22 protein-coding genes and 2 tRNA genes are annotated in these 25,902 nt (G+C 33.7%); 15 read left to right on the plus strand and 9 right to left on the minus strand.

What is annotated here, in order from left to right:
- Positions 1-51: 51 nt before the first annotated feature.
- Together clpP and clpX are read left to right on the plus strand one after the other, a co-directional pair.
- Positions 52-726, plus strand: a complete 675-nt coding sequence (gene clpP / locus LPB88_RS02170; protein WP_089354755.1) for an ATP-dependent Clp endopeptidase proteolytic subunit ClpP — start codon at positions 52-54, stop codon at positions 724-726.
- Positions 727-900: 174 nt separating this feature from the next.
- A complete protein-coding gene (gene clpX, locus LPB88_RS02175; protein ID WP_230712158.1) occupies positions 901-2,133 on the plus strand; it encodes an ATP-dependent Clp protease ATP-binding subunit ClpX in 1,233 nt (410 codons plus the stop codon).
- Between the two features lie 110 nt (positions 2,134-2,243).
- On the opposite strand, the gene LPB88_RS02180 is transcribed toward clpX, so the two are convergent.
- Both LPB88_RS02180 and LPB88_RS02185 read right to left on the minus strand, forming a co-directional pair.
- Positions 2,244-2,708: a hypothetical protein gene (locus LPB88_RS02180; protein WP_230712159.1), complete on the minus strand. Its 465-nt coding sequence runs from the start codon at positions 2,706-2,708 to the stop codon at positions 2,244-2,246.
- 58 nt (positions 2,709-2,766) lie between these two features.
- On the minus strand, positions 2,767-3,732 hold the full coding sequence (locus LPB88_RS02185; protein WP_230712160.1) for a GlxA family transcriptional regulator: 966 nt from the start codon (positions 3,730-3,732) through the stop codon (positions 2,767-2,769).
- A 141-nt stretch (positions 3,733-3,873) separates the two neighbouring features.
- Here LPB88_RS02185 and LPB88_RS02190 point away from each other — a divergent pair, with 141 nt between their 5' ends.
- The 7 genes from LPB88_RS02190 (at position 3,874) to serB (ending at position 8,041) form a co-directional block, all read left to right on the plus strand.
- Positions 3,874-4,284: a VOC family protein gene (locus LPB88_RS02190; protein ID WP_230712161.1), complete on the plus strand. Its 411-nt coding sequence runs from the start codon at positions 3,874-3,876 to the stop codon at positions 4,282-4,284.
- 18 nt (positions 4,285-4,302) lie between these two features.
- The gene (locus LPB88_RS02195) at positions 4,303-4,713 is read left to right on the plus strand and encodes an SRPBCC domain-containing protein (RefSeq protein ID WP_230712162.1); all 411 of its coding nucleotides are present in this window, start codon (positions 4,303-4,305) and stop codon (positions 4,711-4,713) included.
- A gap of 42 nt (positions 4,714-4,755) precedes the next feature.
- Positions 4,756-5,160 (plus strand): SRPBCC family protein, encoded by a 405-nt coding sequence (locus tag LPB88_RS02200; protein ID WP_230712163.1) that lies wholly within the window; start codon positions 4,756-4,758, stop codon positions 5,158-5,160.
- A 146-nt stretch (positions 5,161-5,306) separates the two neighbouring features.
- Entirely contained in the window at positions 5,307-5,714 is a 408-nt protein-coding gene (locus LPB88_RS02205) for a VOC family protein (RefSeq protein WP_089354749.1), read from the plus strand.
- A gap of 1 nt (position 5,715) precedes the next feature.
- Positions 5,716-6,156 (plus strand): SRPBCC domain-containing protein, encoded by a 441-nt coding sequence (locus LPB88_RS02210; RefSeq protein ID WP_230712164.1) that lies wholly within the window; start codon positions 5,716-5,718, stop codon positions 6,154-6,156.
- Positions 6,157-6,207: 51 nt separating this feature from the next.
- Positions 6,208-6,651: a VOC family protein gene (locus LPB88_RS02215; RefSeq protein ID WP_230712165.1), complete on the plus strand. Its 444-nt coding sequence runs from the start codon at positions 6,208-6,210 to the stop codon at positions 6,649-6,651.
- 163 nt (positions 6,652-6,814) lie between these two features.
- On the plus strand, positions 6,815-8,041 hold the full coding sequence (serB, locus tag LPB88_RS02220; RefSeq protein ID WP_230712166.1) for a phosphoserine phosphatase SerB: 1,227 nt from the start codon (positions 6,815-6,817) through the stop codon (positions 8,039-8,041).
- A 374-nt stretch (positions 8,042-8,415) separates the two neighbouring features.
- Here serB and LPB88_RS02225 read toward each other — a convergent pair whose 3' ends face one another.
- Positions 8,416-9,939, minus strand: coding sequence for a GH3 auxin-responsive promoter family protein (locus tag LPB88_RS02225; protein ID WP_230712167.1), 1,524 nt, complete (start codon positions 9,937-9,939; stop codon positions 8,416-8,418).
- A gap of 241 nt (positions 9,940-10,180) precedes the next feature.
- Here LPB88_RS02225 and LPB88_RS02230 point away from each other — a divergent pair, with 241 nt between their 5' ends.
- Both LPB88_RS02230 and LPB88_RS02235 read left to right on the plus strand, forming a co-directional pair.
- Positions 10,181-10,975 carry a DUF2797 domain-containing protein gene (locus LPB88_RS02230; protein WP_230712168.1) on the plus strand — a complete coding sequence of 265 codons (795 nt, stop codon included), beginning with the start codon at positions 10,181-10,183 and terminating at the stop codon, positions 10,973-10,975.
- 257 nt (positions 10,976-11,232) lie between these two features.
- The gene (locus tag LPB88_RS02235; protein WP_230712169.1) at positions 11,233-12,315 is read left to right on the plus strand and encodes a glycosyltransferase family 9 protein; all 1,083 of its coding nucleotides are present in this window, start codon (positions 11,233-11,235) and stop codon (positions 12,313-12,315) included.
- A 70-nt stretch (positions 12,316-12,385) separates the two neighbouring features.
- On the opposite strand, the gene LPB88_RS02240 is transcribed toward LPB88_RS02235, so the two are convergent.
- The 3 genes from LPB88_RS02240 to sppA form a co-directional block, all read right to left on the minus strand.
- Entirely contained in the window at positions 12,386-14,977 is a 2,592-nt protein-coding gene (locus LPB88_RS02240; RefSeq protein ID WP_230712170.1) for an AsmA family protein, read from the minus strand.
- A gap of 163 nt (positions 14,978-15,140) precedes the next feature.
- Positions 15,141-16,088: a S9 family peptidase gene (locus LPB88_RS02245; protein ID WP_230712171.1), complete on the minus strand. Its 948-nt coding sequence runs from the start codon at positions 16,086-16,088 to the stop codon at positions 15,141-15,143.
- A 10-nt stretch (positions 16,089-16,098) separates the two neighbouring features.
- On the minus strand, positions 16,099-17,856 hold the full coding sequence (sppA, locus tag LPB88_RS02250; RefSeq protein ID WP_230712172.1) for a signal peptide peptidase SppA: 1,758 nt from the start codon (positions 17,854-17,856) through the stop codon (positions 16,099-16,101).
- 279 nt (positions 17,857-18,135) lie between these two features.
- Here sppA and folK point away from each other — a divergent pair, with 279 nt between their 5' ends.
- On the plus strand, positions 18,136-19,269 hold the full coding sequence (gene folK, locus LPB88_RS02255; protein ID WP_230712173.1) for a 2-amino-4-hydroxy-6-hydroxymethyldihydropteridine diphosphokinase: 1,134 nt from the start codon (positions 18,136-18,138) through the stop codon (positions 19,267-19,269).
- Positions 19,270-19,364: 95 nt separating this feature from the next.
- Here folK and LPB88_RS02260 read toward each other — a convergent pair whose 3' ends face one another.
- From LPB88_RS02260 to LPB88_RS02270, 3 genes are all read right to left on the minus strand, one after another.
- The gene (locus LPB88_RS02260) at positions 19,365-21,527 is read right to left on the minus strand and encodes a T9SS type B sorting domain-containing protein (protein ID WP_230712174.1); all 2,163 of its coding nucleotides are present in this window, start codon (positions 21,525-21,527) and stop codon (positions 19,365-19,367) included.
- Between the two features lie 108 nt (positions 21,528-21,635).
- Positions 21,636-22,178 carry an RNA methyltransferase gene (locus LPB88_RS02265; protein WP_230712175.1) on the minus strand — a complete coding sequence of 181 codons (543 nt, stop codon included), beginning with the start codon at positions 22,176-22,178 and terminating at the stop codon, positions 21,636-21,638.
- A 79-nt stretch (positions 22,179-22,257) separates the two neighbouring features.
- Positions 22,258-22,680: a DUF1573 domain-containing protein gene (locus tag LPB88_RS02270; RefSeq protein ID WP_099710823.1), complete on the minus strand. Its 423-nt coding sequence runs from the start codon at positions 22,678-22,680 to the stop codon at positions 22,258-22,260.
- A gap of 161 nt (positions 22,681-22,841) precedes the next feature.
- Here LPB88_RS02270 and mutS point away from each other — a divergent pair, with 161 nt between their 5' ends.
- The 3 genes from mutS to LPB88_RS02285 all read left to right on the plus strand — a co-directional run bounded on the left by mutS (position 22,842) and on the right by LPB88_RS02285 (position 25,770).
- Positions 22,842-25,448: a DNA mismatch repair protein MutS gene (gene mutS, locus LPB88_RS02275; RefSeq protein WP_230712176.1), complete on the plus strand. Its 2,607-nt coding sequence runs from the start codon at positions 22,842-22,844 to the stop codon at positions 25,446-25,448.
- A gap of 149 nt (positions 25,449-25,597) precedes the next feature.
- A tRNA-Gly gene (locus LPB88_RS02280) sits at positions 25,598-25,670 on the plus strand.
- Between the two features lie 14 nt (positions 25,671-25,684).
- Positions 25,685-25,770: transfer RNA gene (locus LPB88_RS02285), tRNA-Leu, on the plus strand.
- Positions 25,771-25,902 lie beyond the last annotated feature (132 nt).

Here is a 25,902-nt window from a genome sequence, read left to right on the forward strand (position 1 = left end):
TTTGATGAAAGAATAATACAGATATTACGTAAAACTTAGAACACTTAAAATATGAACTACGGTAAAGAATTCAAAAAATTTGCTACAAAGCACCAAGGAGTAAACGCAATGTACTATGACAAAATCATAGCTGCAATGAACCCAACAAATATGACTCCATATATTATTGAAGAACGTCAGTTGAATATTTCTCAATTAGACGTGTTTTCAAGATTAATGATGGACAGAATCATCTTTTTAGGAACAGGTATCGACGATCAAATCGCTAATATCGTTCAGGCACAGTTATTATTTTTAGAAAGTGCTGATGCTTCAAAAGATATTCAAATTTATCTAAATTCTCCTGGAGGTAGCGTTTACGCAGGATTAGGAATTTATGATACCATGCAATACATTAAACCAGACGTAGCTACAATTTGTACAGGTATGGCAGCTTCAATGGGAGCAGTTTTATTATGTGCAGGAGCAGCAGGAAAACGTTCGGCTTTGCCACATTCAAGAGTAATGATTCATCAGCCATCAGGAGGAGCACAAGGAGTTGCAACTGATATGGAAATCAACTTACGTGAAATGTTGAAACTGAAAGATGAGTTATACAACATCATTTCTCAACATTCAGGACAAACTTTTGACAAAGTACACAAAGACAGTGAGCGTGATTACTGGATGATTGCAGACGAAGCTAAAGAATACGGAATGATTGATGAAGTATTGAGAAGAAGCTAATTTTTTTTTAAGGTTCAAAGTTACAGAGGAACTGAGGTTCTAAGATTAACTTGAAACTCGAAACAAAATTAAACTTGAAACAAAAATAAAAGTTAATAGGTTGCTAAGTTTTTGATGTTTTAGTGATAAATGTCAGAAACTTAGTAACTTTGCAACTTATGTAACTAAAAAAGAATGGCTAAAGTAGTATTAGAATGTTCGTTTTGTGGAAGAAAGAAGCCAGAAACTAATTTATTAATTGCAGGTATTAATGCACATATCTGTGACAAGTGTATTGAACAAGCACACGGAATTGTATTAGAAGAATTAAAATCAAGCGGAAGCGCAAAACTTGTTGGTGATTTAATTTTAAAGAAACCAAAAGAAATCAGAGCTTTCTTAGATCAATATGTAATTGGTCAGGATCAGACTAAAAAAGTAATGTCGGTTGCGGTTTACAATCACTACAAACGTTTAATGCAACAGCAATTAGACGACGAAGTAGAGATTGAAAAAAGTAACATCATTATGGTTGGTCAAACCGGAACCGGAAAAACATTAGTAGCAAAAACTATTGCAAAAATGTTAGATGTTCCTTTGGCAATTGTTGATGCAACCGTACTTACAGAAGCGGGTTATGTTGGTGAAGATGTCGAAAGTATTTTGACGCGTTTGCTGCAAGCCGCAGATTATGATGTAACCAAAGCCGAAAGAGGAATCGTATTTATTGATGAAATTGATAAAATTGCCCGTAAGAGCGATAATCCATCTATAACACGTGACGTTTCAGGTGAAGGTGTACAACAAGCTTTATTGAAACTATTAGAAGGAACAGTTGTAAACGTACCACCAAAAGGAGGTCGTAAACACCCGGACCAGAAATTTGTTGAGGTAAATACTCAAAACATCCTGTTTATTGCAGGTGGAGCTTTTGATGGAGTAGAACGTATCATTTCGAAACGTTTAAATCGTCAGGCAGTTGGATATTCAACATCTAAAAATGTTGACAATATCGACAAAGACAATTTATTACAGTATATTATTCCAAAAGATATTAAAGACTTTGGATTGATTCCGGAGATAATTGGTCGTTTGCCAGTTTTAACACACATGGATCCTCTTGATAGAGAAACATTACGTGCGATTTTGACACAACCTAAAAATGCGTTAATCAAACAATATCAAAAGTTATTCTTAATGGATGATGTTGAATTTACGATTACCAACGAAGCATTAGATTTTATTGTTGACAAAGCATTAGAATACAAATTAGGAGCTCGTGGATTGCGTTCGTTATGCGAAGCTATCTTAACAGATGCAATGTACGAATTGCCAAGTTCAGATGATAAAGTTTTGACGATTGACGAAGATTATGCAAAACATACTTTGAGTAAAAATTTATTGAAGCGTATGGAAATTGCTTCATAAATCTTGAAAATAACTTTATCAAAGTTTTAAGCTTTGACAAAGTTTACAATAAAAAGAAAAACCACCTTTCAAAATTTGTCAGGTGGTTTTTTATTTTGTGAAAGTATGGATTACTTAACAATTTTCAGATAAGGCTCGATCTCCGTTTTTATTTGATCGTTAAGCCAAACGGTTTTTTTAGTAATAGAATTCTTTGTGCGGTTGTATTCGATTTTTACTATATCAGTATTGTTTTCTGTCCATTGAATATAAGTTTCAGGATATTGTTCTTCTGAAGTGTTATTTAAGAAAACACGCATAACATTATGATTATCTTGTTTGTATATCATAAAATTGCGTGGATTATCACTACCACCGCCGTCTCCTGAAATTAATTTGCCTTTTACTAAGTAGAGTATTCTTATTTTACTTTGATCTAAAGCATCAGAGTTAGCAGGATCTAGCAAGTCGTGGCCATCTGAACCAGTGATACTTATATTTAAACTCGCATCAAGATTGAATCCAGTTATAACTTCATCCGAGTTACAGCTAAATAAAGTAAATGTAAGTAAGCAAATAGAAATAATTTTTTTCATTTATTAATGGTTTAGAATAGTTTAAGTAAATATAAGAAAATAGTTAATAAAAAATATTTTACTGTACTCTAAACTTCTCTCGATATTCAATAGGTTTCATTCCAACCATTTTATAAAAAACTTTTCTAAATGCCTTTGGATCATTATAGCCAGTCTTTTCTATAATTTCTGAAATCGAAAGCTGTGTTTGTTCCAGGTATTTCTTAGAACTTTCGACTCTTATATTCTGTAAATATTCAATTGGCGGAATCCCTGTAACTAGCTTAAATCTTCGCGTCATATTGCGAGAACTTGTTGGGATATCTTTTGTGATTTCTTCCAGTTTTTCAATGGTATGATATTGACTTTCTATTTTTTGCTGCAGCATTGCCACCAGTGTATCATTATGCAAATGATTTGGTCTAAAAGTGCTAAAATAACTCTGTTTATATCTATTTAAATCAATAGAGAAGATTTTGGCAATCTGTACAGCAATTTCATTTCCGCAATATTTCTGTACTAATAAAATCAATAAATGAAACGTTGAGGTAGAACCGCCACTGGTGTATAAACTTCCATCAGCTGTTAAGGTTTCTTCGGGTTTTAGTTTCACTAACGGAAAAGCTTTTGTAAAAGCACTGCATGCATCAACATGTGTTGTAGCCAGTTTTTCATTTAATAGACCTGACGCAGCAAACAAAAAAGCACCGGTACAAAAACTCGCTAATTCGGCTCCGGACAGATGTTGCTTTTTTAACCACGGAATGAAATTTTTGTTCTTCGCAATCATTTCACTCATATTGTCAGTGGTAAAAGCGGGAATCAAAATTAAATCTAAATTAATGTTTGAAACTTCAATAAGATTAATATTATATCCAAATATTTTCTCCTGATCAATTTGTTCGGCCGATTGAAAAACCATAATATCGAAAGGTTTTTCAGTTTCTTTACTCAGTTTATTAGCCGTTTCAAAAACTTCTAAAATTGCAGCTATACTCAATAATTTATAGTCATGCGGGACGATTAAACCTATTTTCTTACTCATGGCTTTTCTTTTTGGAAAAATTAACAGACTTACAAAAGTAAACATTTTGTCTTAAATGACCCTAAAGTTGACTTTTAAAGCATCATAAGCTTAATGTTAATAATCTAACTTTGTCTTAATAATTTGTAATTTTATATAAAAATGGAAACAAAAATTTTCTTAAATCTTGCTGTAAAAGATTTAAACCGGTCAATCTCATTTTTTACCCAGTTAGGTTTTTCATTCAATCCGCAATTTACAAATGACAAGGGGACTTGTTTGATTATTGGTAAAAATATTAATGCAATGTTGTTAGTTGAAGAGTTTTACAAAACATTCACGCATAAAGAAATTTGCAATGCAAAAACAACTAATGAAGTGATTCTTTCAGTACAAATTGAAAGCCGCGAAAAAGTAGATCAAATCATTGAGAATGCTTTGAAAAATGGAGCGACCGAATATGACGAGGCCAAAGATTATGGCTGGATGTATTATCGTTCTTTTTTTGATTTAGACGGACATCACTGGGAATTCTCAGTTATAAATGAGGATCAAATTCCAGATAAAATGTAACTCTTTAAAAGGAATAAAATGATAAAGGTTCAAAATATCATCAAGGCTCCAATAGAGAAAGTTTGGGAGTTATGGACATTGCCTGAGCATATCATGAATTGGAACATTCCTTTTGCAGACTGGCATACGCCTTATGCAGAAAATGATTTGAAAGTGGGGGGTAAATTCAAATTTACAATGGCTTCAAAAGACGGAAGTGAAGGATTTGATTTTGAAGGAGTTTATACTAAAATTGAAGAATTCTCATTAATAGAATATCAGCTTTTAGACAATAGAATAGCAAGTGTTCGTTTTGAAAATTTAGATACTGAAGCAAAACTTACAGAAACATTTGAACCCGAAGCTACCATTTCTAAGGATATGCAAGAACAATTTTGTCGGGCAGTTATTCAGAACTTCAAAAAATATGTTGAAAATTTTAAATCGTAAATCAAGTAAAAATAAATCGTAAACAATAAAAAAAGATATATAATGATAACAGTAAAAAGCACAATTAATAGCTCAATTGACAAAGTTTGGAATCTATGGACATTACCAGAACATATTACAAAATGGAGTTTTGCTTCGCCAGACTGGCATACACCTTATGCTGAAAATGATTTAAGAGAAGGCGGAACATTCAAATCGACAATGGCAGCAAAAGATGGCAGCATGAGTTTTGATTTTGGAGGCGAATATACGTTGGTAGATATGCACAAAGCAATTGAATATGTTTTGGAAGACGGAAGAAAAGTAGAGATTAGTTTCAATGAAACTTCAAACGGAGTAGAAATAATAGAAAGTTTTGATCCTGAAACACAAAATCCGGAAGAAATGCAACGAGGAGGCTGGCAGGCAATTATGGATAATTTTAAAAGTTATGTAGAAACTAATTAGTTTTTAGGTCCAAAGCTGCAAAGGGACAAAGGTTCAAAGTTTTGAAAAATGCCTTTGTGTCTTTGTGCCTTCGTGGCAAAAAAAACAGGCATAACTTACATGATCTTATATCGCTTATATGGTTTAATAGATTAATACATAAAAAGATGACAAAACAAATTTGGCTGAATTTGCCTGTAAAAGAGGTGGCAAAATCAAAAGCTTTTTTCTCGAAAATAGGATTCTCTTTTAATGAAGAACACGATACGCCAAGTTCGACTTGCATGATAGTTGGAGAAGGAAAATTTGTAGTAATGCTTTTTGAAGAATCACTATTTGCTAGTTTCTCTCAAAACAAACTTACAGATACAAAACAAAGTTCAGAAGTTTTGATTTCAATTGACGCAGAAAGTGCTGCAGAAGTTGACGAACTGGCAAAGAAAGTTACAGAAGCAGGCGGAAATGTTTTTGCATCTCCGGCAGAAAGTCAGGGTTGGATGTACGGTTGTGGTTTTGCCGATTTAGATGGTCATCGTTGGAATGTACTTTTTATGGATTTTAGTAAATTATCATAATATGGAAACATTAGAATTTAAAATCAGAATAAAAGCATCAGCAGAAAAAGTTTGGTCAGTTTTGTGGGAGGATGAAACCTACAAAAAATGGACAAGTGCTTTTTGCGAAGGTTCACACACTATAAGTGATTGGAATGAAGGCGATAAAATACATTTCATGTCGCCTAACGGAGAAGGAATGTATAGTGTTATCGAAACTAAAATTCCAAATGAATATATGGCTTTCAAACATCTGGGAGAAATAAAAGATTTTAAAGAATTACCCATTGACGACGAAACAAAAAAATGGAGTGGCGCAATGGAAACCTATCGATTAACCCTCGATGACGAATTTATAGATTTAGTCGCTCAGGTTGATTCGGTCGAAAAATATATCGATTATTTCAAAGAAGTATTTCCAAAAGGACTGGAAATAGTAAAAGAACTGTCGGAAAACAAATAATTAATTTAAGCATTCAACAAAAACAATTACAAACAAAAAAAACAAAATATCATGGCAACATCAGTAAACCCTTATTTATTATTTAATGGAAATTGCGAAGAAGCATTTTTATTTTACAAATCAGTTTTTGGAGGAGAATTTTCGTTTATCGGAAAATTTAAAGATATGCCAGCAGGCGAGCCAGGGAGCTGTCCGGAAGTGTCAGAGAAAGATGCAAACAGAATAATGCACGTTTCACTGCCAATTGGAGAAACTATTTTAATGGGAAGTGATAGTAACGAACAATCCGGCGACGTAGTTTTTGGTGGAAATTTTTCCGTATCAATCAATGTTGAAAGCGCTGGCGAAGGTGACAGAATCTTCAACGGACTTTCGGCAGGAGGAACCATTTATATGCCAATGGCTAAAACATTTTGGGGCGCTTACTTCGGAATGTTCAAAGATAAATTTGGCGTAAGCTGGATGGTAAACTTTGACGAGAACCAACCAAAATAACAACAAAAAAGTTAGGTAATTTTAATACCAGAACATAATTGTTAAATTACTTGAAAAAGCACATTCATATGTGCTTTTTCTTTGTAAAAAAACAAACAATATCCTTTTTTATAAACAATAGATTGCCGATTTTTGTCGCTTCATAAAAATCAACTAAGATATAATGGCAGAAGATAAAGAGATTATTTTATTAAAAGTTTCAGGACATGATAAACCAGGAGTAACAGCTGGTTTGACAGCTGTATTGGCTGCTTATGATGCTAATATTTTAGATATTGGTCAGGCCGATATTCATGACACATTATCTTTAGGAATTTTGTTCGAAGTTGAAGCGGGTTCTAGCTCTGGACCGGTTTTAAAAGACCTGTTGTTCAAAGCTTATGAATTAGAAGTAAAAGTAAAATTCATTCCAATCTCAGTTGAAGATTACGAAAAGTGGGTAAAAACACAATCTAAGCAACGTTATATCATTAATATTTTAGGAGAAAAACTAGCCGCTTCGCAATTGGCCGCAGTAGCAAAATTACTATCCGACCAAAATTTGAATATCGTTTCTATAATAAGATTAACAGGCAGAACGTCTGTAGTCGAAAAAGAAGAATATCCACGTTCATGCATACAATTATCATTAACAGGGGATATCGTAGATAAAATTTCTATGACAGCAAGTTTCATGGAAATTTCAAGAACTCTAAATGTTGATATTTCATTTCAGGAAGATAATATTTACAGAAGAAACAGACGTTTGGTTTGCTTCGATATGGATTCAACTTTAATCCAAACCGAAGTAATTGACGAATTGGCGGAGTTAAATGGAGTAGGCGAGCAAGTTCGTGCAATCACAGAATCTGCCATGAATGGCGAAATAGATTTCAACGAAAGTTTCAAACAACGTATGGCGCTGTTAGAAGGTTTGAGCGAAGATGTTTTGCAAAATGTTGCAGTAAATTTACCAATAACAAAAGGAGCGCATCGTTTAATGAAGGCCTTAAAATATTACGGATACAAAACCGCGATTTTATCAGGAGGATTCACTTATTTTGGAGAATATCTACAAAAAGAATTGGGTATCGATTACGTTCATGCCAATCGATTGGAGATTAAAGATGGTAAATTAACCGGTAAATATTTGGGTGATATCGTAGACGGTCAAAAGAAAGCCGAATACCTAAAAGCAATTGCCGAAAAAGAAGGAATCCACATCAATCAAACCATTGCCGTAGGTGACGGAGCCAACGATTTACCAATGCTAAATCTAGCCGGTTTAGGAATCGCTTTCCACGCAAAACCAAAAGTAAAAGAAAACGCCTCAACTTCAATTTCAAGTTTAGGATTAGACGGAGTTTTATATTTATTAGGATATCACGACAGATATATTGATATGATGTGATATTGTTTGTCATTCTGAGGAACGAAGAATCTCCGCAAGTAACTCGACAATAAAAGTAATAAAAACACAAAACCTTAGTTTTTCAATAAAAGCTAAGGTTTTTTTATGGGCATGTCCCTCCGGGTCGGGCTATCCGTTTCAATCTTTTGTGCCGAACCCCGGCACAAAAGGATTTCCACTTCTATCCCTCATGCGGTTTAGTGGAATTATGGGTTTTCGATTTGCTTTTTTTAGTCCTTGCGAGGAACGAAGCAATCTCATATAGTATGTCTCTATCTAAAAAAGAAAATTAATGTAAAGTTGAACAAGGCTTCGACTTCGCTCAGCCGGACAAACCACTCAAATTAATTCGTGTCAATTCGTGAAATTAGTGGCTAACTCTTAACAGCACACATCTCCTTCAATTGCTCTAAATAATCTCTTTGATTCGAAAGCCTTGGAATCTTATGCTGTCCGCCTAGTTTGTCTCTCTCTTTTAACCAATCATAGAATAAGTTTTCGCGTGCGACATTAACTACTAAAGGATTTAAAGTCATATTGTTCTGGCGCTTGGCTTCGTAATCAGAGTTTAAAGTCTGTAGTGTTTCATCCAGAACTTTTTGGAAAAGCCCGACATCAGCAGGTTCTTTCTTGAATTCAATCATCCATTCGTGCGCACCTTTCTCTTTGTCCTGCATAAAAATAGGAGCAACAGTATAGTCAATTACTTCCGTGTGAGTAATTTGGCAAGCTTTGGCAATCGCCTGATCGGTATTTTCGACCATTAGTTCTTCTCCAAAAACATTAATATGATGTTTGGTTCTGCCCGTAACACGAATTCTATAAGGATTTAAAGAAGTAAAACGAACCGTATCACCAATTAAATAACGCCATAAACCAGAATTGGTCGTGATAACAATAGCGTAGTTTTTATTCAATTCGACATCCGCCAAACGAACCACTTTTTGATTTGGAGTTCCAAAAGTATCCATCGAAATAAATTCGTAGAAAATTCCGTAATCCAGCATCAATAATAAATCGCTCGAATTATTCAGATCCTGAATCGCAAAAAAGCCTTCGGAGGCATTATATATTTCGTAATATTTGAAATCTTTGCTTGGTAAAATTTTCTTGTATTGATCTTTATAAGGAGAAAAACTCACGCCACCATGAAAATAGACTTCAAGATTTGGCCAGATTTCCAATAAATTATCTTTACCCGTATTTTCTAAAACTTTATTCATCAAAACCAACATCCAGGACGGAACTCCCGCAAAACTGGTAACATTCTCGTTTTTGGTTTCGTTAATAATAGCGGCAATTTTAGATTCCCATTCGCTCATTAACGAGGTTTTGCTGCTTGGAGTACTGCTAAATTCAGCCCAGATAGGCATATTTTCGATCAAAATAGCCGATAAATCTCCAAAAAAAGTATTGTTGTTTTCGTAAATCTGAGAACTTCCGCCTAAGCGAAGACTTTTCCCCAGAAACAGTTCAGAATCTTCATTATTATTCAAATACAAGCAAAGCAAATCTTTACTTCCTTTATAGTGACAATCTTCCAGCGCTTCAGTACTTACCGGAATAAATTTACTTTTTGCATTTGTAGTTCCACTAGATTTGGCAAACCATTTAATAGGCGTTTCCCAAAAAACACCTTGTTCGCCCTGGCGCGTGCGTTCGATCAAGGGTTGTAACTCCTCATAAGTTGCAATGGGAACTCTTTCGACAAAAGTTTGATAGGAGTTTATAGATGAAAAATCATATTGTTTTCCAATAATAGTATTCTCTGAAACCATTAATAAATTATGCAACAGTTCTTCCTGAACTTCATTCGGATATTTTAAAAAAAGTTCTATTTGATGTATCCTTTGTTTAAGGACCCAAGAGGCAAACGAGTTGATGATTGATAAAGGCATGGAGAGAATTTAAATTTTATATTGCTGACTTTAGATTTTAAGTTTCAGATGGTACAAATGTGTAAAATCAGGAAATTTAAAATTTGAATATCGACAGACAAATGTTAACTTTGTCGTTGTATCAAAAATAGTGTTTTTTTGTAAAAAAAGACATTCTATTTGCACGAAAAATTCTAAATAAACAAGAATTTTAGAACCCCGGTAAACAATCTGAAATCTATAATCACCAATCTAAAATATAATGACATATCAAGGAGTACTTACAAAAATGCAAACTGAAATGGGAGATCCAATTCAATATTATTTGGTTTTTGAAGATAGTTTTCTAAATATGAATCAATTATTGAATAAAGAGATTGAGATTAATTTTGTGGGTTACGAATGTTTGAATTGTCATAAAAAGAAAAAAATATACAGACAAGGTTTCTGTTACGATTGTTTCTACTCAAGTCCGGCAGTTGGAGATTGGATTATGAGACCGGAGTTAAGTACGGCTCATTTAGGGATTGCAGATCGTGATTTAGACTATGAGCAAAAAGTACAATTGCAGCCACATATTGTGTATTTGGCTTTGGCGAGTGAAGTAAAAGTAGGGGTAACACGCAAAACGCAAGTTCCAACCCGCTGGATCGATCAGGGCGCTACCCAGGCAATTGCAATTGTTGAGGTTCCAAATAGATATTTAGCAGGAATTACTGAGGTTGCATTAAAAGATCATTATACTGATAAAACCAATTGGAGAAAAATGCTTCAAAGCACAGGTGAAAGTTTTGACCTGATTGCTGAAAAAGTAAAAGTAGAAAGCTTAATTCCATCTGAAGTTCAGGAATACTTTTATTCTCAAAAAAATGATTTATACCAATTACATTATCCAGTTCTAAACTATCCTGCAAAAGTAGCCAGTTTGAACTTGGATAAAACACCATCCTTTCAAGGAAAATTAACAGGAATCAAAGGTCAGTATCTTATTTTTGAAAACGGAACCGTTTTTAATATTCGCGGATCAGAAGGATATGTTGTTACTATAAACGTCTAGTGTGAGCAGCTAAACGTCGATTACTATTGGCTAACGGTCTAGTAATTTGTTATTTAAAAAATGGTTTATGTATTTTTAAAACTCTCTCAAGAAGCTGAAAATGTGAATGTTGATACATTTGGTTACAATTTTGTAATAATAGCTTATTGAAAGGATTTAATTTTAGAAATAAAAAGAGGCTAGCTTTGAGTTAGTTCATTTTTTATGTTTTTTCTAAAATTGAAGAGAGATTTTATAACTATTAAATTATTTTACAGATGAGTGTCTTAAGCAAAATAAATCATTACAGGCGTGGTGTAATGCGCAATCTGACTAAGAACATTGGAAAGCCAAAAAGTGATCAGGGGATTACCTTGGTTGATAAGTCCGAGATAAAACGGGTTTTGATCTGCAGACCAAATGGACGGTTAGGAAACCTGTTATTGATTACACCTTTGGTTCAGGAAGTCATAGAAATATTTCCAAATTGTAAAGTCGATTTGTTTGTTAAGGGAACATTAGCCCCAATAATTTTTGAGAATTACGAAAGCGTTAATAAGATAATCGATTTACCCAAAAAGCCCTTCAAAAGTTTACTGAAATACCTTAATGTCTGGATTTCAATAAAACAGCAAAAATACGATGTTGCGATCAATGTAGATCAAAACTCTTCTTCAGGACGTTTAGCAGTCCAGTTTTCAAACGCTAAGTATAAATTTTACGGAGATTTAATTGAAGAATCTCAACTTGTAAAAAATGATTACGACCACATTGCAAAATATCCTGTTTATAACTTCCGATATTATTTAACCAAGCTTGGACTTGCAAAAACTAAGAAAATAGTTGCTCCAATAGATCTTAAATTATCTTCTTCTGAAATCGCACAAGGCAAGAACATTTTGAATGATTTAGTTCACAATTCTAAAAGAACAATTTGCATATTTACCTACGCAACCGGAGCAAAATGTCTTTCAGAAGATTGGTGGGAAAATTTTTATTCACAACTTACTGAAGCGTATAAAGATTATAATATTATTGAAATTTTGCCAGTAGAGAATGTTTCTCAAATAGCATTTAAAGCGCCTACGTTTTATAGTAAAGACATTCGCGAAATTGGATCTGTAATTGCGAATAGTGATTTGTTTATTGGTGCAGATAGTGGTATAATGCATTTGGCAAGCGCTGTTCAGACCCCTACAATCGGTTTGTTTTCTGTTTCAAACATGAAAAAATATGAGCCTTATGACAATTGCAGCGTTGGAGTAGATGTTAATTTATATACTAAAAAAGATTACCTAAACACGATAAATTCAATTTTGAATAACGGAAAATTAAGTATTTATTCAAAAAGAGCAATCTAATAAAGTATTTATGGTATAAAAAAAAGAGGCATTTACCGCGGTAAATGCCTCTTTTTTAATGAATAATTTTTTATTTCTTCTTGAACAAACCATTTATCAAGTCACTTGCTTTTTTAGTAGCTTCCTGAGTTTTCTGTTCTTTTTCTGTTTTTGCAGCTTGTGTAGTATCTTTTGCTTTTGTATTCTTATTGATTAAGTCATTAAGAGCCGAAGTACCTTTTTGCGTTAGCTTCTCTTTTTGCTGATTGGCAACCTGAGATGCTAAACTGCTAACAGCACTTTTCATATCAGTAGATACTTTTGGATTTGAAAAATTACCTGTAATCATAGCATTTATCGGAATGTTTTGCAGTTTTGCAGCATCTGCAGGAGACATTTTTGCAATAAAAGCATTTGCTTCAGATCCTAAATATTTAGCCGGAACATCAAGTTTTAGGTTGTAATTCATTGATTGGTCAAAACCGTGAGTTCCGCCAACTGTGATTTTAATATCCTGATATTTGATGTCAAATGGTTTTACATTTACTTTTCCGTTTTCAAAAGTTAAGGCAGCTTTAATATCATTCAAATTTATTTTATTCATATCAATAAATTTGATGTTTGACGTTAAGGCACTTAGTACAGTTGAATTTTTAGAGTTTATAGTTGTCGAAAGCAATTGCCCTAACAAATCTCCTGAAATCGATTTTAAGTCCGGAGTTAATTCTTTCGAATCTAGATTTCCGTTTAATTTAATAGTCGAATTTAATTTTCCATTTATAATTCCGGCAATTGGAGCAATCTTTTTCATCATGTCCAGTTGTGTAAAAGTCTGAGCAATATCAACTTGATTGAAACCTAAATTCATATCAAAAGTTGGTACTTTTGTTTTGGTTGAAACGGTTCCTGTTAAACCAATTGTTCCTCCAAAAATCGATGTTTTAAAGTTCTCTAAAGTAGCTTTCTCATCTTTTACAATCAATCTGCCTGAAACATCTTTTAGTTTTAAATTGTCATACAAAACAGTTGTTGCTTTTGCATTTAAAGTACAATTTAAAAACGCTGGAATCTTCATTGCTTCCGTTGGTTTTGCAGCCGTTTTTTCTGTTGCAGGTTCTCCGGCAGTCATAAAATCGTCAACTGCCAATTGGTTCGAACTCATATTGAAGTTCCCTTTTAGTTCTTGTTTTTTAAACATAAAACCGTAGAAATTTTCTAAAACTCCATTAATGCTCAAATCACTTTTTCCAGTTGTAGCATCAAATTTTTTCAGGTTTATAGTACTTGGGTTAAACTCTACCAAAGCCGTACTAATACTCATCGATTTATTGTTTTCGTCAGTATATTTAAATCCTGATAAACTCATCGTTCCTGCATTTTTTATGTTTTGATATTGGCTTTTTTCTACAGATGCCATATCAAAATTTGTAGTAACATCAGCTTTTAAAATACCAGTCAAAGGTTTGTCCATTTTAATTGGATATGCTTTTGAAAGGTTAGCTAAATTAATAGTTCCTTTTAATGCCGCGTCTACAATAGGATTTACGGTAATGTTTTTAATATTCGCTTTAGCGTTAAAAATGTCCTGATCGATTCTAAAAGAAAGTTTGTCTAAATTAACGTAGGTGTCATTTAGAATTCCCGTTTCGTTGATGATTTTTGTGTCAATTACAATATTCTGAACTGATTTTGGTAAGTTAGGATATTGAAATGAAGCATTGTTTGAAGCAATTGCAATATTAAATTTAGGAACAGTAGTATCTGTTAATTGTCCTTTTGCAAAACCGGCTACCGTAAAATCACCAGTTGTTTTTACACCATCTAAACTCGAAGCATAAACCGAAGGAATTAAGCCTAAGAAGTTGGTAAAAGATGAAGTTGGCGTTTTAAATTTTAAATCATAAATCTGACCCGCATCAACCATCTGAATAAAACCGTCAAATTCTAACGGCAATTGATTTATTAAGGCTTTATTTTCTTTAAAAGTATATTTGCTTTGCTCTAAATCAATTCCTAAAACTGCGTCTAAAGTCAGCTTTACATTTTTCATATAATTGACTTTATCCATATCCAAAGATACTTTGGCTGTAGATTTTGTAGTTAAATCCAGTTTTGAGTTGGTAAAATCACCAGTTCCTTCATGATTTAAACTATCAATTACCATCTTAATTTTTGAACCCTGATCAATATATCTGAAGGTAAAATTTTCGATTTTGTAGTTCTGAATTTTCAATGAAAGCGGTTTGCTTTTATCGTCTTTCTCTGTTTTATCTTTGTCTTTTAATGCGATATCAAAGTTACCCACACCATCTTTATTAAAAATAATATTGATTAATCCATTTGTAGAACTGATTCCCTGAATGCTTAAAGGTTCTTCTTTTCCTTTAAAAAGTTCTTTAATGCTCATTTTTAAGTTCAACTCGCCTAACGAAACTAAAGTATCACCTTCAAAAGGAGCTTTGTTGATAATGACCAATTTTTCGATTCCAACCGTTGCATTTGGGAAGTTTTTAAACAAGCTTAAATCAGCATCGGCAAAACTTACTTTTGCATCAACGCTTTCGTTAATTGCTTCGACAATTTTGGCTTTTATCTGATCCTTAAAAAAATAAGGAATGGCGAATAATGCAGCGACAATGACGACAAGAACAATGGCTGAGATTTTTAGAATTTTCTTTAACATATTAATAGATTTGAGGATTTAGTATTAATGTTTAATTCTTGCAAAAATAACTTTTTTGATTTAGTTCTGCGATAAAGTTTTCTTAAAAATTGTAAGAAATTTACTTATTTTGTTAATAAAAAAAATCCGCTTGATTATATATTCAAACGGATTTTTGGGTTTATTATTTTAGAATAAAGGAAACAATCTTATTCGTCATAACTTCTGAGATAGGTAAAGTTTCATTGTTATAACTCTCTAAATTTGCCTGTTTATCGCCATCGATAATTTTCATGATGTGATTCATTTTATCAACGATCAATAATTCGGCATTTTTATTAGCGTTTGCCAGATTCTCAGCGTCTTGTGCATTGATTTGTAAATCGTTGTTTCCTTGCAGAATTAAAATAGGAACAGTTAATTTTTTGATCTCCGTTTGCGGATTGTATTTAAACCAGGAAATCAAATAAGGCTGAATACTTGGCCTAAAAAGAGCGTTAAGCATTGGGTCAACCTTTTTTACCGTATTTCCGCCTTTTAAACTGTCGATAATAGGAAAAGTCAAATCATTAATTTGTTGATTTGATTTACTGGCTATCTGCGCTTTTATAAGTTTATCTGCTGAGTCTCCGGCTCCGGCAATAGAGATAAATTTGTTTGCTTTTGCTCCGGCAATCATTCCTATTAAAGAACCTTCGCTGTGACCTATTACAATTACTTGCGAAAAACGCTTGTCTTGTTTCAGGAAATTAATCCAGCTTTTGGCATCTTCTGTATAATTTTCAAAAACTAAATTTGATTCAGATATTGCCGAAGCTTTGCTCTCGCCAATTCCTCTTTTGTCATATCTTAATGATGCAATTCCGTTTTTTGCCAAAGCTTCAGCCAGCATTTTCAGCGAATTGTTTTTCATCATCGGATTATTACCATTTCTATCCGTTGGACCTGAACCCGCAATAATTAATGCAACCGGATATTTCTTTAATACATCCGGAACTGTCAAAGTTCCAAAAAGCTGATCATTATTAATTTTTAAAGTTGCATTAGATTCCTTGTAGGTGTATTGTTTTTTATCCTGAGCATTAACAAAACTCAAAAAGAAAATGGTAAGCAGAAGAACTATATTTTTCATTGATCTTTAATTATTTGATGTTTATTCCAAAAGGAAGCATTGCCTGAGCACCTTTTTGATTTTGAAACCTTTTTACCTGCTCGATTAGCTGATAATTTTCTTCGCCAATTTCTTCTTTAATGAAAGCTTCTTTAGATTGTGCAAATGGCAAATTAGAAAGAAGATCATTGAATGTTTTTTCGTATTCAGGATAGTTCTGAGTGCTGTATGTTTTTACTTTAGCTATTTTAGCTGCCTCGGCAATAGCATCATTCAAACCTCCAATTTTGTCTACCAAACCTATTTTTAAAGCTTCGGTTCCTGACCAAACTCTTCCTTGTGCGATAGCGTCAACTTGTGCAAAAGTCATTTTTCGGCCTTGAGCCACATGCGTTACAAAAGTATTGTAGATATGTTCAACTCCTTCTAATGTAAAGGCTTTAAACTTCTCATCAATTGGCACAAACGGACTATAATTTGCTGAATTTTCGTGAGTTTTTACTTGTTCAGTATTGATTCCTAATTTAGTTGCCAGAGGGCTAAAGTTTGGTAAGATGCCAAAAACTCCAATAGAACCTGTGATGGTATTGTTTTCGGCAAAAATTTTGTTAGCGTTACAAGCAATATAATATCCTCCCGAAGCAGCATAATTACCCATAGAAACAACAACCGGTTTTACTTTTTTAGTAATTTCGATTTCTCTCCAGATCAAATCAGAAGTCAAGGCATTTCCGCCCGGACTGTCAATTCTAAGAACGATCGCTTTTACATCTTCATTTTTTCTGGCTTCTTGCAACGAACGACGCATTGAACCTTCGCCAATTACGGTAACATCACCTTCACCGCTTTGTATTTCGCCTTGAGCGTAAATAATTGCAATTTGGTCTGATGCAGTATTGGTCAAAGCTGTCGTGATATTATTTTGAGTATAATCTAAAATCGAGATTTTGTTGTAATCGTCGTCGCCAGTTACTTTCAGGGCTTTTTTAATAGCATCATGATAAACGTCTTCATAAGCAACAATATCAACTAAATGTTGCGCTTTTGCCATTTCCGGTGTTCTGGCAAGCAAGCCATTTGCAATTTCATTTAATTTAGTAACAGGGATATTTCGACTTTTTGAAATATCATTAGAAACGGTCGTCCAGATTGAGTTTAGTAAAGCGGTAACTTGTTCTCTGTTGGCATCGCTCATTTTGTTTTCTAAAAATGGTTCAACAGCACTTTTGTATTTTCCGTGACGGATAACTTCCATGTGAATGCCTGATTTATCCTGAAAATCTTTAAAGAACATTACTTCAGACGAAAGTCCTTTAAAATCTAAATCTCCGGCAGGATTCAAATAAACAGTGTTGGCAACAGAATTTAAATAATATTCTTTTTGCGAATAAGTATTGGCGTAAGCCCAAACAAATTTTCCTGATTTTTTAAAGCTTTCAAGAGCATTTCTTAAATCTTTGTATTGTGCTAATCCTAAAGAAGATTCATCGTTTAAGATCGAAATTCCTTTAATATTATCATCCGTTTTTGCGGCTTCTATAGCATTGATAACATCGGTTAAACCGATACCCTTTTTATCTGAAAAAACAGTTACCCAAGGATCTTTATATTTTCCGGCGTAATCATTTTGAATCTCTTTTAAATTTAATTCGATCACAGAATCACTTTTAGCAGAGACAGAATCATCTCCTCCAAAAATAGCTCCAATTAGAATTACTCCAAAAAAGAAGACCATAATAAATACAAAAATACCAATAACTGTGGCAATTACATTTCCTAAAAACTTCATAAGTATATTTTTTTAATAAGTAGCAAAAAAGGTTGGTTTGTTACAAATATAATCTAAATAGAATTTAATTCTGATACGTGATTTATCAAATATTTGTATTATTTACATTTTGAATGCTATAAATAAAGATAGAATATTTTGTAAGATAATAGCGAGTTTTTTTGCTAATTTAGATAAAAGAAATAGTTAATACGGAGATTTCAACTCTTGAAAACTTCTAATTCTTGAAGTAAATAATGTACTTAATTCTAAAATAGTTTTAGTTAATTTGCATTAATTATGAAATCACAGCATCAAATCACTCTATCTATAGGCAGTAATCAGGGAAACAGGCTGGCAAACATCGAAAGTTGTATTGCTTTAATACACCAGGAAGTTGGTACTGTAATCAGGGTTTCAAGACTATATGAAACTCCGGCCTGGGGATTTGAAAGTGATGCTTTTTATAATTGTGCTTTGGTTTTGCACAGTACTTCATCTGCACAAAAAATACTGAATCAGGTTTTAAAAATTGAAAAACATTTAGGTAGAATCCGATCCAATCAGGAAGGATATCAATCCCGATTAATTGATGTTGATTTGATTGCTTACGACGATGAAATTATTGAGTCTGAAAAACTTCAGATTCCGCATCCGCTAATGCAAAACAGAAAGTTTGTTTTATTACCAATGCAGGATTTAAAACTGGATTGGAGACATCCTGTTTATCAAAAAACGATTTCAGAACTAATTGCTATTTCACCGGACGATAGTGTGTGCACAGTAATTCAGGATTTAAAGAATCCGTTGCAGGAAATTCCGCTGGAAAGTTTTAATTATATTGCTTTTGAAGGAAATATTGGAGCAGGAAAAACGACTTTGGCACACAAGATTTCAGAAGATTTTAATGCTAAAACTGTTTTGGAGCGTTTTGCTGATAATCCGTTTTTACCTAAATTTTATAAAGATCAAAATCGATATGCTTTTCCTTTAGAAATGTCTTTTCTGGCAGATCGTTATCAGCAATTATCAGATGATTTGGCACAATTTGATTTATTTAAAGATTTTATTGTAGCCGATTATCATATTTTTAAATCTTTGATTTTTGCTAAAATTACGCTGGCAGAAGATGAATATCGTTTGTACCGAAACTTATTCGATATAATTTATAAAGAAATGCCAAAGCCTGATTTGTACGTTTATTTATATCAGAATTCAGAGCGTTTGCTTCAAAACATTAAGAAACGAGGAAGAACTTACGAGCAAAATATCTCAGCAGATTATTTAGATAAAATCAATAATGGTTATCTGGATTACATTAAATCCCAAACCGATTTGAATGTTTTGATTATAGATGTTTCAGAGCGTGATTTTGTGAAAAAACACGAAGACTACCTTTTTATTTTAGATGAGATAAAGAAGAAATTGAATTAGATAATGTGGCAATGTGCCAATTAGAAAATTTGATAATTTCTGAAATGCGGTAAATAATTATCTAATTTTCTAATTGACAAATTTTCTAATTAAAATCACCTTTTCAATGAAAAATGACCTCTTAAAATGGGTTTAGTATTGTCAATTTTTAAGGCATACCAATAATCAGAAGCGGGTAGCGGATTTCTGTCCAAAGTTCCGTCCCACGTCATTTTAGAAGCATTTAATTGTGCGATAAATTTTCCGTATCGATCAAAAATAGTGACTTGTGCTTCCGGATAATATTCCATTCCGGTTACTTCCCAAACATCATTAAAAGTATCGTTGTTTGGAGTGAAAAACGGAGGAAAAACAAGAACTACAAACATTTGGGTTGTGCTGCCACAGCCACTTTTTTCTCTTACATAGGCAGTTTGTAATCCGCCTGGAACATCATAAAATACATTTGAATTTTGAAAATTAGAACCGTCTACAGAATATTCAAAATAATCTTGTTCTTTGGTAAGATAGATTATAACTCTTGTTTCGTTTACTTCAATACGAGATATTTCTGGTACAAGTCGTTCTGTAACAATAATTGTTTTTCGACTGGTACAGCTTTCGGGAGCAGGACTTGTAACATCAACGGTATAAGTTCCACCTTTTGAAGCAGGAATCGTTTGTGTTGTTTCTCCGGTATTCCATTTATAAATCATTCCGGCAACTCCAGCGTCAAGCGTAATAGTTTGAAATTGACACAAAGGCAATTCTTGGTCGGTAACAATCGGAGGAGTATAAATTTTAATATCTATAGGAGTACGAGTTGTATTGATACAGCCATTATTTGATGCCTCAGCATAATAAGTGGTATTCGCTGAAAGTGATGGTGTTGTAAAACTGTTACCTGTAAATAAGCTTGTACCGCCTGTTGATGTTGTGTACCAATTGATAAAGCCAATATTTGTGCTGGCCTGAATCGTTACTGATCCCGGACCGCAATTAGAATAGGTTGGTTGTGCAGCAACTGGAGTTGTAGGGGTCGCATTAACGGTTGCTGTAACTGATTTTCGATTTGATTCGCAACCGGCATCAACATAATATGTTGTAGTTGTTGTTATTGTAGGAGTTGTAAAAGTATTACCTGTTGTTAATGCTGTTCCTCCAGTGGCTGTTGCGTACCAGCTTATTGTTGCTCCAGTTGTTGCAGTGGCATTAAACGTAAAAGTTCCTGAATCACAAGCTGCATTTGGATTTGCAGATGGCGTAGCAACCGGAATTGTAATTTTTGTACTAGTGGCTATTTCTAATGGAGCCTCGCCAGCTGAGCCCCCATATTCAACAACATACCCTTTTGGCTGATATGCGTCACCTGAAACTAATGATCCTGTGTTAGATAAATCATTCCAGGAGCCACGTATTCCGATTCCGGGTTGCGTAATGTGGGCATAATCTTCGTCTCCTTGGTTGTTTGGTTCGCCTGTATTCCAAAAAGTATACGACATTACTGTTCCTGCTTCAGGACCTGTTACCCATTTCCAGACGCCTTCAGTTTCAGTGTCGCTTCCGCCAATCCACCCTGTTCCGGAGGCTTGTTCGCCACTTAGCTTAGCTTCATCGACAGATAAAAGAGTTGCCAGATATCCTTTAAGACCATAATAAGTACTTGCTTCGGCAGCGGCTTTTGCATCAGTCCATCTAATACCAACGCTAGGAACGTATAAATAAAAATGTTGTGTAGACGGTAAATAATTGGCTGGGCCAATCGTTATAGAAAAAGTTTTTGTTCCGGAAGCTGTAGCTAATGAATTAGAAAATACAACATCTTTAATGGCGGCTTCTAAATCAGAATATAAAACATTTCCTCCAGCGGCGTTTGATAAGGTCAATTTTCCTGCAGGCGCATCCCAACTTGTTGTAATTGATGGATGTGCTGCTGTATTTGAAAGCGTTAATTTGTCTAAACCACTAGAATAACCCGAAGAAACCTGAATATAAGCAGCCTGTGTTCCTGATTCCAGAGGATCGTGAGTAATTGTAATAGAAGTTACAATATTTATAAATGTTAACGGGCAATAAAATTGATCTCCTGTAGCTTTAATTACTGGAGGAGTTACTGCAAAACTTGTAGTGTTAATTTGTTTTTTGCCTGATTTTAAAGTGTCATTTTTTGTGACAATCAAATCTTTATTGAAAATTTTAGTTTTTTCGTAAGCGTATGATTGGGTTAAGCTTAAAGCAAAAAATAAAAGTGGTATTTTTAAGAAATTAAAATTTTTCATTTTATAAAAGTATCAATTTTATAATAACAAAAAAATAATTTTCTATTTGTAACAATTATAGATTCAATTTGCTGAAAAATAACAATTTATTGCAGTAAAATCCTTATTTTAAGTGCTTTTTGGCCAATTCAGTTTCTGGAATAAATCCCAAACAACAATTCCGGCACTTACGGCAATGTTTAAAGAATGTTTGGTTCCTAATTGCGGAATTTCAATACAGCCATCGCAAATTGCAACCGCTTCCTGAGCTACGCCATAAACTTCATTCCCAAAAACCAATGCATATTTCTGATCCTTTTCTACTTTAAAATCCTGAAGAAAAATAGCACTTTCAACCTGCTCAATAGCAAGCGTTAATACATTGTCTTTTTTTAGATTTTCGATAACTTCCAATACATTTTCATGATGTTCCCAAGCTACAGTTTCGGTAGCGCCAAGAGCGGTTTTATGAATTTCTTTGTTTGGAGGTGTAGCTGTAATACCGCATAGAATTATTTTTTCGATCAAAAAAGCATCGGCTGTTCTAAATACAGAACCAATATTGTGTAAACTGCGAATATCATCTAACACTAAAATTAGAGGAGTTTTATCTGATTTTTTAAAATCTTCAATTGATTTTCGATCTAGTTCGCTATTTTCCAGTTTTCTCATTTGTGTTGTATTCAGGTCATAAAAAAAGCCTCCAAAGATAAGGAAGCTTTTTCGATTATTTTATTTTGTTTTTCTCAGATTAGCTTTTTACTGGATCTGGTAAAACTGTACCTTTAATTGTAAGTACTTTTGTTGGTTGTCCTTCAGCATTAGAAGTAACCGTTACTGTTTTTGTAAATGCACCAACTCTGTCAGTAGCATATTTTACACCAATAATACCTTTAGCACCTGGAGCGATTGGCTCTTTTGGAGTTGTTGGTACTGTACAACCACAAGATCCTTGTGTGTTAGTAATGATTAATGGTTTAGTTCCGTTGTTTACAAAAACAAATTCACGTTTTCCATCAGCATTGTGAGCGATAGTTCCGTAGTCAATAGTTTCTGTTTCAAAAGCCATTCCAGCACCTTCAACTTTAGCAACTTTAGCTTTTTTAGTGCTTTGAGCGTTAGAAGCTGTAATTCCAACTACAGCTAACATAGCAATTAAGATTATTTTTTTCATCTTTTTAGAGTCTTTGTTTTAATTATTGAACAAATCTATATAAAATTCTAATATCTCAACTTAAAAATTGCTTAAAATATTTTAATTTTTGAACCGCTTCAATATTCCTTCAAAATATTATAAATTCGCTGTCTTAATTTTTCATTTAAAAACACAATAATTTGGCAGCGAAAGAGAAAGTGGTGAAAGAAACACCCTTAATGAAACAGTACAACGAAATCAAGAGAAAATATCCTGATGCATGTCTGCTTTTTAGAGTGGGAGATTTTTATGAAACCTTCGGAGAAGATGCTGTCAGAGCGTCAAAAATCCTTGGAATAACCTTGACAAAAAGAGGTGCGGGATCTGAAACCGAAACAGCGTTGGCAGGTTTTCCACATCATTCTATCAATACGTATTTGCCAAAATTGGTCAAAGCCGGACTTCGTGTAGCGATCTGTGATCAGCTTGAAGATCCAAAAATGACCAAAACTATTGTGAAACGTGGTGTTACTGAATTAGTAACTCCCGGAGTTTCTTTAAATGATGAAGTTTTACAATCAAAAACAAATAACTTTTTAGCATCCGTTTATTTTGCTAATAAAAGTATCGGAGTTTCCTTTCTTGATGTTTCTACCGGAGAGTTTTTAACAGCTCAGGGAAATGCTGAATACATAGATAAATTATTGCAGAATTTTAATCCTAGCGAGATCCTGGTTCCAAAAAATAATAAAATGGATTTTAAAGCTTCTTTTGGAGAAGATTTCCATACTTTTTATCTGGAAGATTGGATTTATAAAGAAGATTATGCTCTGGAAACCTTGACGAAACATTTTCAAACTGTTTCCTTAAAAGGTTTTGGTATCGAAGAGTTGAAAGAAGGAATTATTGCTTCGGGAGCAATTTTATATTATTTATCAGAAACACAACATAACCGCGTACAACATATCACGGCAATTCATCGTATTGCAGAAGATGCTTATGTTTGGATGGATCGTTTTACCATTAGAAATTTAGAATTATACCACAGTTATAATCCAAATGCGGTAACGCTTTTAGATGTTATCGACAGAACGCTTTCGCCAATGGGAGGACGTTTACTGAAACGCTGGTTGGCTTTACCTTTAAAAGATAGTGTTAAAATTAAAAATCGTCATGACGTTGTCACGTATTTAAAATCAGATCCGGAAGTATTACAAAATATTCAATATCAAATTAAGCAAATTTCAGATTTAGAACGTTTGATTTCTAAAATTGCAGCCGGAAAAGTTTCGCCTCGTGAAATTGTTTATTTAAAAGAATCTCTGGATGCTATTATTCCAATAAAAACTTTGGCGTTGGCAAGTAAGCAGGAAGCAGTGAAAGTTATTGGAGATAGTTTACATGCCTGTGATCTTTTAAGAGAAAAAATAAAAATAACTTTAAATCAGGATGCGCCTGTAGCTATTGCTAAAGGAAATGCAATTGCAAAAGGGATTAGTGAAGAATTAGACGATTTACGTGCTATTTCTACTTCAGGAAAAGAATATCTTGAGGGAATTGAAAAAAGAGAATCGGAGAGAACAGGGATTTCTTCTTTGAAAATATCTTTCAATAATGTATTTGGATATTATATCGAAGTTCGAAATACGCACAAAGATAAAGTACCTGCAGAATGGATTCGTAAACAAACCTTAGTAAATGCGGAACGTTATATTACCGAAGAATTAAAAGAATACGAAACAAAAATTCTGGGCGCCGAAGAAAAGATTCATAAAATTGAAACGGAGCTTTTTGAGCAATTAATTGCCTGGATTGCGACCTATATTAAGCCGGTTCAGATGAATGCTAATTTGGTAGCACAGTTAGATTGTTTGTGCTCGTTTACGCAATTGGCTATCGAAAATCAATATGTATGTCCTGAAATCGATGAAACTTTTGAGCTTGAAATCAAAAACGGACGTCACCCTGTAATCGAAAAACAATTGCCGGTTGGAACTCCTTATATCGCCAATGATGTTTTCTTAGACAGAGAAACGCAACAGCTTATTATGATTACGGGACCGAATATGTCTGGTAAGTCGGCTATTTTAAGACAAACGGCTTTAATTGTGTTATTGGCTCAAATGGGAAGTTTTGTTCCTGCTGATAGTGTGAGAATGGGAATTGTCGATAAAATCTTTACCAGAGTAGGAGCATCGGATAATATTTCGATGGGAGAATCTACTTTTATGGTCGAAATGAACGAGACAGCTTCTATTTTGAATAATATTTCTGATCGAAGTTTAGTGCTTTTAGATGAAATTGGTAGAGGAACGAGTACCTATGATGGAATTTCGATTGCCTGGGCTATTGCCGAGTTTTTGCACGAACATCCAGGAAGACCTAAAACATTATTTGCAACGCATTATCATGAATTGAATGAAATGACCGAATCGTTGCCTAGAATCCAGAATTATAATGTTGCAGTAAAAGAATTAAAAGATACCGTTCTTTTTGTTCGTAAGTTGATAAAAGGAGGAAGTGCACATAGTTTTGGAATTCATGTTGCAAAAATGGCGGGAATGCCTCAAATTGTAATTTTGAAAGCACAGAAGTTATTAAAGAAATTAGAGAAGAATCATTCAAGCGATGCCTTAAACGGAGTAAAATCTGCCGCAGACGAAATGCAGATGAGTTTCTTTAATTTGGATGATCCTTTATTAGAAGAAATAAAAGAAGAAATCCTAAGTCTCGATATAAATGCGATAACTCCGGTTGAAGCATTGATGAAGCTTAACGAGATTAAAAGGATGTTGGTTAAAAAATAATTTCAGATTTAAAGTTTAGGTTATCAGAAAGTTATAAAATAAGTGGATTTTTTTTTCAAAAAACGCTTGTGTAATTGAATAAATGTCCTAAATTTGCACTCGCAATACGGAACAAGTAAAGTATTGTAGTTCTTACAAGAATTTGAAACGCGAAAATAGCTCAGTTGGTAGAGCGCGACCTTGCCAAGGTCGAGGTCGCGGGTTCGAGCCCCGTTTTTCGCTCAACATCATACAATGCTCGGATGGTGAAATTGGTAGACACGCTGGACTTAAAATCCAGTGAACAGCAATGTTCGTGCGGGTTCAAGTCCCGCTCTGAGTACTAAAGCCTCTTCTTTTGAAGAGGCTTTTTTTATTGTGCAAACTCGCGCAGTATAAAATAAATTTGCGAAGTAAATTTATTTTTAAGAATCTAAGAATCTAAGAATCTAAGAATCTAAGAATCTAAGAATCT

Origin of the sequence: Flavobacterium sp. JAS (assembly GCF_020991455.1) — a bacterium.
Classification (GTDB): Bacteria; Bacteroidota; Bacteroidia; order Flavobacteriales; family Flavobacteriaceae; genus Flavobacterium.